Here is a 7317-nt window from a genome sequence, read left to right as displayed (position 1 = left end):
TGGCCGCCTTGCCGCCCCAGTTGCGGGACCTGGGCCCAGCGCAGCTCGCGCGGCGCCTGCGCCGCCCGGCGGCGTCGTTGCAGGGTGGCGATGCACTGCCGGAGATCGACCTGAGCGCCGAGCAGGAAAGCGCCCGCGCCGCCATCGCCGCCGAACCCGGGCCCTTCCTGCTCTACGGCAGCACTGGCAGCGGCAAGACCGAGGTCTACCTGCGCTGCGTGCAGGAGGCGCTGGAGGCCGATCCGGCGGCGCAGGCACTGGTGATGGTGCCCGAGATCAACCTCACCCCCCAGCTGGAGGAGCGCTTCACCGCCCGCTTCGCGCCCCGCTACGGCGCGGGCAGCGTGGTCTCGCTGCACAGCGGCATGACCAACCCGCAGCGCCTCAAGAGCTGGCTGGCGGCGCATGCGGGCACGGCGCGCATCGTGCTGGGCACGCGCATGTCGGTGTTCGCCAGCATGCCGGGCCTGGCGCTCGTCGTGGTGGACGAGGAGCATGACGCCAGCTACAAGCAGCAGGAAGGCGCCCGCTACTCGGCCCGGGACCTGGCCATCTGGCGCGGCCGCGACCAGGGCGCCAAGGTGGTGCTGGGCTCGGCCACGCCCTCGCTGGAAAGCTGGCATGCCAGCCGGCCCGCCGAAGCCGGCATCCCGGCCGGGCGCTACCGGCGGCTGCACATGCCCAGCCGCATCGGCGCCGGCGAACTGCCGCACGTGCGTCTGGTGGACATGGGCCAGCAGCCGCGCGGCGCCGTGTTCTCCGCCCCGCTGCTGGCGGCCATCACCCAGCGCGTGGAGCGCGGCGAGCAGTGCCTGGTGCTGCTCAATCGCCGCGGCTTCGCGCCCGTGCTGCACTGCAGCGACTGCGGCTGGAAAAGCGACTGCCCGCACTGCAGCGCGCACCAGGTCTTTCACAAGATCGACCGCACCCTGCGCTGCCACCACTGCGGCTACACCCAGCGGGTGCCACACGCCTGCCCGGGCTGCGGCAACCCCGACATCGCCCCCATCGGCCGCGGCACCGAGCAGCTGGAAGAACAACTGTCCGCCCTGCTGCGCAACGTGATCACGCCCGAGCGACGGGCGGCACGCGTCGCCCGCATCGATGCCGACACCACCAAGGCCAAGGGCGCGCTCGAATCCCAACTGGCCCAGGTGCATGCGGGCGAGGTGGATGTGCTGGTGGGCACGCAGATGGTGGCCAAGGGCCACGACTTTCGGCGCATCACGCTCGTGGCGGCGGTGCAGCCCGACGGCGCGCTGTTTTCCAGCGACTTCCGGGCCCCCGAGCGCCTCTTCGCCCTGCTGCTGCAGGCCGCCGGCCGCGCGGGGCGCGATGCACGCTACGTGGCCGAGCAAGGCAGCCGGTGCGAGATGTGGGTGCAGACCTACCACCCCGACCATGCGGTGTACGCCGCGCTGCGCCGGCACGACTACCCCGCGTTCGCCGACAGCCAACTGGCCGAGCGGGCCGAAGCCGCCATGCCGCCCTTCGCCTACCAGGCGCTGGTGCGCGCCGACGCGCGCACGCAAGAGGTGGCCCAGGCGTTCCTGGCCGCGGCCAGCGCCGCCGCGCAAGCCGATGGGTTGCCGGGACTGGAGCATGTCACGCTGTTTCCCCCCGTGCCCCTGGCGATCCAGCGGGTGGCCAACGTGGAGCGCGCGCAGATGCTGCTGGAGAGCGGCAGCCGCGCGGCACTGCAGCGCTTTCTGTCGGCCTGGCAGCCGGTGCTGCACGCCACGCGCGGGGCGCCGGAGCACAAGGGGCTGATCCGCTGGCTGGTGGATGTGGACCCGCTGACGATCTGATCCCCCGGCGGGGCAGCGCCTGGCAGGTTGGCGTCACGCAACATCGATCGCTATCAAATAGATAGCACAACGCCTAAGTCAATATTGCGGTGGCGGCCGAAAAGCTCAGAAATGCCAGCGCGGTGGAGACCAGGATGATCCGCGCGATGCGCCCGTTGTGGGCGCCGAAGCGCTCGGCCAGCAGCGACACGTTGCTGGCGCTCGGCAGCGCCGCCACCAGCACCAGCACCGTGTGTGCGAACGGCGTGAGCGGCACGCCCGCCGCGATCGCACCGTGCCCCGCGCCCCAGACGAGCAGCGGATGCACGAACAGCTTGGCCAGCGCGACCGGCACGTAGTCGCGCGGGGGCACGCGGTCGTGCTGGTTCATCTGCGAGCGCGCCAGAACGGCGCCGATCGTGAACAGCGCCACGGGCGACGCCGCGCCGGCCAGCATCGCCACCGTCTGGTCGAGCGGGCCGGGTAACTTCCACTGGAATGCGGACGCCACGGCCCCCAGTGCGATGGCCCAGGGCATGGGGTTGCTCGCCATGCCGCGCAAGGCCCGTCGCACCGCCACCGCCACGCCGTGCGTGCCCACGCCGTCCAGCCGCGACAGGGCGATGCACAGCGAGGTCGTGAGCACCATGTCCACCAGCATCGTCAGGATGGCCGGCCCCGCCGCCGAGGCCCCGAGCAGCGCCACCAGCAGCGGCACGCCCATGAAGCCGGTGTTGGGAAAGGCCGCCACCAGCGCGCCGAAGGCGGCATCGTTCCAACCCAGTCGCACCCGGGTGAGCGCCACCGTGGCGCCGACCAGGGCCAGGCCGCACAGGATGTACAGGCCCGCCACCGCCGGGTCCAGCAACTGGCCGATGGGCGTGTTCGCGCCCAGGCGGAACAGCATGCACGGCAGCGCGAAAAACAGCACGAACGCATTCAGCCCGGGAATGGCCGCCTGCGGGAGCGCGCCCGCGCGCGCGGCCAGGTAGCCGCAGAGCACGAGCGCGAAGAAGGGAAAGGTGATGGAAAGAACCGACAGCACGGCCCATTGTCGGCGCAAGGCGGCGTGCAGAGCGCCGCGCGTCACCGCGAAAAAAAGCCCGCACGGGGCGGGCAGCGGGACCAGGGCCGATTCCAGGCCCCGGTGGCGTGGCGCAGCGCGCCGCAGCCTGTCCGGTCAGATCTGCACGCCCTGCTCCACTTCCTGCACCTTGCGGCGTGCCAGGGCGAGGTTGGAGCGCTCCTTGTCGAGCACTAGGTAGATGAACAGGCCTTCGTGCGCGGCCAGGGGGCGGATCACGTGGTACTGCTTGCCCAGCGTGATGAGGATGTCGTCGATCTTGTCGGCCAGGCCCAGCGAGCGCATGGTCTTGTTCTTGGCACGGACCACTTCGGTGTTGCCAGCGGCCGCCAGTTCCATGTCCACGCCGCTGCCGACGCTGCCCAGCAGCATGCCGCTGCCGCTGTCCACCACGGCCGCGCACAGGGCGCCGTCGATGGAATGGAGTTGGTTCAGAGATTCTTGAAGGGAGGCCATGGGTTCGATTCCTTAAAGAGAAAGAGACGAAAGGGGGAGCAAGCACACATGCGCGCCGCCGGCCGACCCGGCAACACGCGGGGAATCATTCGGGGCGGGCCAGTTGCTGGGCGACCTCGCCGGCGGTCCACAGGGCCCGCCCGAGCACGGCCTGCTTTTCCAGCACCAGGCACAGGATGCAGGGGAAGGCGCCGCCGATGGCCTGGAAGATCGCCAGGCCCGCCTCGGTCTCGAAGGTGAGGCGGCGGCAGCCGGGATAGTCGATCTCGCGGCCCACGGCACGGGCCATTGCCATGAGCGAGCCCGCCATGGCCGCCAGCCGGCGCACCTCCAGGCCGCCGCCCACCGACAGCGAGGCCACCTCGAAGCCGTCGAGGGTGGTCACCAGCGCCATGCGCACGTCGCCCGCGGGGGCCACCACGCGGTCCAGCACCTCCCGGGCCGCCTGCGCGCGCTCGGGGGGGACGATGTTCGCCTTGTTCATCATGGGATTTCAGTCGATTTCGTTCTGCAGGGAGAGCATGGAAGCCAGCACGCCGACGGCCTCCAGCAGTTGGCCGCGGTCGCGCGGATCGGCTTCCAGGATGGGGACCACGCCGTGCGGCGAGGCCGAGAGCGCGAGGCCGAACGCCTCGATCTGCGCGGGCGTGGCGGGACGGGCGCTGAGCACCAGGGCCAGCGGCGGATCGGGCTGCACGGCCATTTCGGCGAGCAGGTCGAGCGTCTCGCCCACGGCCGAGGGACGGGCCACGTCGGCCATGATGAAGACGCCCATCGACACCGAGAGGATCCATTGCCGCACGAAGTCGAAGCGGTCCTGCCCCGGGCAGCCGCACACCTGCACGTGCTCGCCATCGCCCAGGTCGATCTCGCCGAACTCCGCGCCCACGGTGGTGAACGCCTTGGAATGCGCCGCCCGGTCGAGGTTGGGCACGTCGGAAGACGCCATCACGTCGCCGCACAGCGAGCGCAGCGCGGTGGTCTTGCCGATGCCCATGGGCCCCACGAGCGCGATGCGCGGCAGTGCCCCGTTCATGCCTGGCCTCCACCGCGCACCCAGCGCGTGAGCCGCTGAACCAGCCCGCCGTGCCCGGAGGGCTTCGGGCGGTCGGCGCGCACGGCCGGTGCCGATGCCGCCGTTTCGGTGCGCAGCACGTTGCGGCGGGACAACTCGGCCAGCAGCGCCTGCGCAGCGGCGGGCTCCAGGCCGCTGTGCTCGCACAACTGCGCCAGGCTGACTGGGGCGCGGGTGAGCAACGCGAGCGACCGCACATGGCCGCCCGAGCGGAACGGCGCCCCCAGGGACACCCAGGTGCTCAGCCGGAACCGCTGCTGGGGGTCACCGAACGCGGCGCGCGCCGCGGCGGGAGACTCCCACGCCGTGTCGGCGGAGGCGGCCGTCATCGTCTGGCGCGCCCGCCAGTCCATCAGGAACACGGCGGCACGGTCCAGCACGTCGATCAGGTCCGCCAGCGTATAGCCGGTCTGCAGGCGCGCGGTCCACTGCGCCTGGGGCGCCTTGTCGGGAAACGAGCCCCCCACGCAGACCAGGCACGGCGCGCGGGAGCCGGGCTGCGCCGCGCTGGCGTCGTCCAGCAGCAGCACCTGGGCCTCGGCGGCCGGCACTTCATGCCAGCGGAGCAACGATTTGCGCGACGCCACGCTGAACAGCTTGTGGAACCGCTCGTAAAAGTGGGGAGTGAGCATCTCTGCGGCCACCCCCGCTGAAGCATCGCGCATGGCGGTGACCCCGGTGGAAATCAAATGGATGGGCCCAGTATAAAGACGCACATTGATACATTGTCAAGAAATTGCTAAATATGAAAAAAATGATTTAGCTGTTTGCCCCCATTCCGGATTTCGCCGAACCACTCCTACAAAACCCGGTTAAAAGGGCCGGCTCGACTCCGGCCCATCCCGGTATCATTGCGCGCTCCTGCCCCTTCTCCCTCGGAAGCGGTGCTCCACCCGTGCCTCGCCGGCGCCTGTCCACCCCCTTCCTTTTTGCGCATGTCCGCCGGTCTCAATCTCGCCCAGCTCCAGGCGGTCCACTACACCGAGGGGCCATGCCTCGTGCTGGCGGGCGCAGGTTCGGGCAAGACGCGGGTGATCACCCACAAGATCGCCCGGCTGATCGAAACGGGGCTGGAGGCGCGCCGCATCGCCGCCATCACCTTCACCAACAAAGCCGCCGCCGAGATGCGCGAGCGCGCGCAGGGCCTCATCGGCCGTGCGGCCAAGGACGTGCTGGTGTGCACGTTCCACGCGCTGGGCGTGCGCATGGTGCGCGAAGACGGGCATGTGCTCGGGCTCAAGCCCCAGTTCAGCATCCTCGATGCGGACGACGTGACCGGCATCCTCAAGGACGCGGCCGGCGGCACGACCGACATGGCCACCGCCCGCCAGTGGCAGTGGACCATCAGCAAGTGGAAGAACATGGGCCTGAACGCCCAGGAATCGCTGGCGCAGGCCGCGGACGACAACGAGCGCAGCATCGCCGTCCTGATGGCGCGCTACGAAGAACGCCTCACCGCCTACCAGAGCGTCGATTTCGACGACCTCATCGGCATGCCGCTGCGCCTGCTGCGCGACCACCCCGAGGTGCGCAGCAAATGGCAGCGGGTGCTGGGCCACGTGCTCGTGGACGAGTACCAGGACACCAACGCAACGCAGTACGAGCTGCTCAAGCTGCTCGTGGGCGAGCGCGCGCGCTTCACCGCGGTGGGCGACGACGACCAGTCCATCTACGGCTGGCGCGGCGCCACGCTGGACAACCTGAAAAAGCTGCCGGTCGACTTTCCGCAGCTCAAGGTGATCAAGCTGGAGCAGAACTACCGCTCCACCAGCGCCATCCTGCGCGCGGCCAACAACGTGATCCAGCCCAACCCCAAGCTGTTTCCCAAGACGCTGTTCTCCGAGCTGGGCGAAGGCGAGCCGGTGCGCGTGGTGGACGCCGACAGCGAGGAGCACGAGGCCGAGCGCGCCGTGGCCCGCATCCAGAGCCTGCGTGCCGCGGCCAACCCGCCGCCGGCCTGGAAGAGCTTTGCCCTCCTCTACCGCGCCAACCACCAGGCCAAGCCGTTCGAGAAGGCGCTGCGCAAGGCCAACATCCCCTACAAGGTCTCGGGCGGCACGAGCTTCTTCGACCGCGCGGAAATCAAGGACCTGTGCGCCTGGTTCCGCCTGTGGATCAACAACGACGACGACCCGGCGTTCCTGCGCTCCATCACCAGCCCCAAGCGCGGCATCGGGCACACCACGCTGGGCGCACTGGGCGAATTCGCCACCAGGCACAAGCTGAGCATGTTCGGCGCGCTGTTCAACGGCATGCTGCCGGCGGCCATCCCCAAGCGCGCGCTCGACGGGCTGATGGAGTTCGGGCGCTACGTCAACGACCTCGAATACCGCGCCCGGCACACGCACGGTGCCGAGGATTCGCGCGCCTTCCTGGCCGACTGGCTCAAGGAAATCGACTACGAAAAGCACCTGTACGAAGGCGAGGACAGCGAGAAGGTCGCCGCCGCGCGCTGGAGCAACGTGCTGGAGTTCTGCGACTGGATGTCGCAGCGTGCCGGCGGCCAGATCGACGACACCTCGGGCAGCGTCGTCACCAAGGAGACCAAGAGCCTGCTGGAGGTCTCGCAGACCATCGCACTGCTGTCCACCATCAGCGAGCGCGAGAAGGACCAGGACATGGTCACGCTGTCCACGCTGCACGCCTCCAAGGGCCTGGAGTGGCCGCATGTGGTGCTGGTGGGCGTGACCGAGGGCATGCTGCCCTTCAAGCTCGACGACGACGAGGGCCGGCAGCTCAAGGTGAGCGACGACACGCTGCAGCGCCTGCAGGAAGAGCGCCGCCTGATGTACTGGGAATCACCCGCGCCAGCGCAGCCCTGGCCGTCAGCTGGACCAAAAAAGCGCAAGAAGGGCCGCGAGATGGTGAACGCGCAGCCAGCCGCTTCATCGCCGAGATGGCGCTGGACAAGAACA

At 69.7% G+C, this 7317-nt stretch carries 6 protein-coding genes and 1 pseudogene; 2 read left to right on the top strand and 5 right to left on the bottom strand.

The features are described 5' to 3' along the window. The coding region (gene priA, locus AC27IQ_RS16455) for a replication restart helicase PriA (RefSeq protein WP_487090093.1) at positions 1–1808 on the top strand (1808 nt) is incomplete at its 5' end. Between the two features lie 73 nt (positions 1809–1881). Here priA and AC27IQ_RS16450 read toward each other — a convergent pair. From AC27IQ_RS16450 to AC27IQ_RS16430, 5 genes are all read right to left on the bottom strand, one after another. After that, entirely contained in the window at positions 1882–2832 is a 951-nt protein-coding gene (locus AC27IQ_RS16450; protein ID WP_487090094.1) for an AEC family transporter, read from the bottom strand. Between the two features lie 135 nt (positions 2833–2967). Then, positions 2968–3327, bottom strand: coding sequence for a hypothetical protein (locus AC27IQ_RS16445; RefSeq protein WP_272566851.1), 360 nt, complete (start codon positions 3325–3327; stop codon positions 2968–2970). A gap of 85 nt (positions 3328–3412) precedes the next feature. Beyond that, positions 3413–3811, bottom strand: coding sequence for a roadblock/LC7 domain-containing protein (locus AC27IQ_RS16440; protein WP_284431363.1), 399 nt, complete (start codon positions 3809–3811; stop codon positions 3413–3415). A gap of 9 nt (positions 3812–3820) precedes the next feature. Further along, the gene (locus tag AC27IQ_RS16435) at positions 3821–4363 is read right to left on the bottom strand and encodes a GTP-binding protein (RefSeq protein WP_317355421.1); all 543 of its coding nucleotides are present in this window, start codon (positions 4361–4363) and stop codon (positions 3821–3823) included. After that, on the bottom strand, positions 4360–5067 hold the full coding sequence (locus AC27IQ_RS16430) for a hypothetical protein (protein ID WP_487090092.1): 708 nt from the start codon (positions 5065–5067) through the stop codon (positions 4360–4362). The genes AC27IQ_RS16435 and AC27IQ_RS16430 overlap by 4 nt, the downstream gene beginning before the upstream one ends. 270 nt (positions 5068–5337) lie before the next feature. On the opposite strand from AC27IQ_RS16430, the pseudogene AC27IQ_RS16425 reads away from it, so the two are divergent. After that, a pseudogene (locus AC27IQ_RS16425) lies at positions 5338–7317 on the top strand (ATP-dependent helicase); the annotation flags it as partial.

It is taken from the genome of Acidovorax sp. KPB24-07, from assembly GCF_057543315.1.
This window is presented reverse-complemented; position numbering and strand designations above follow the sequence as displayed.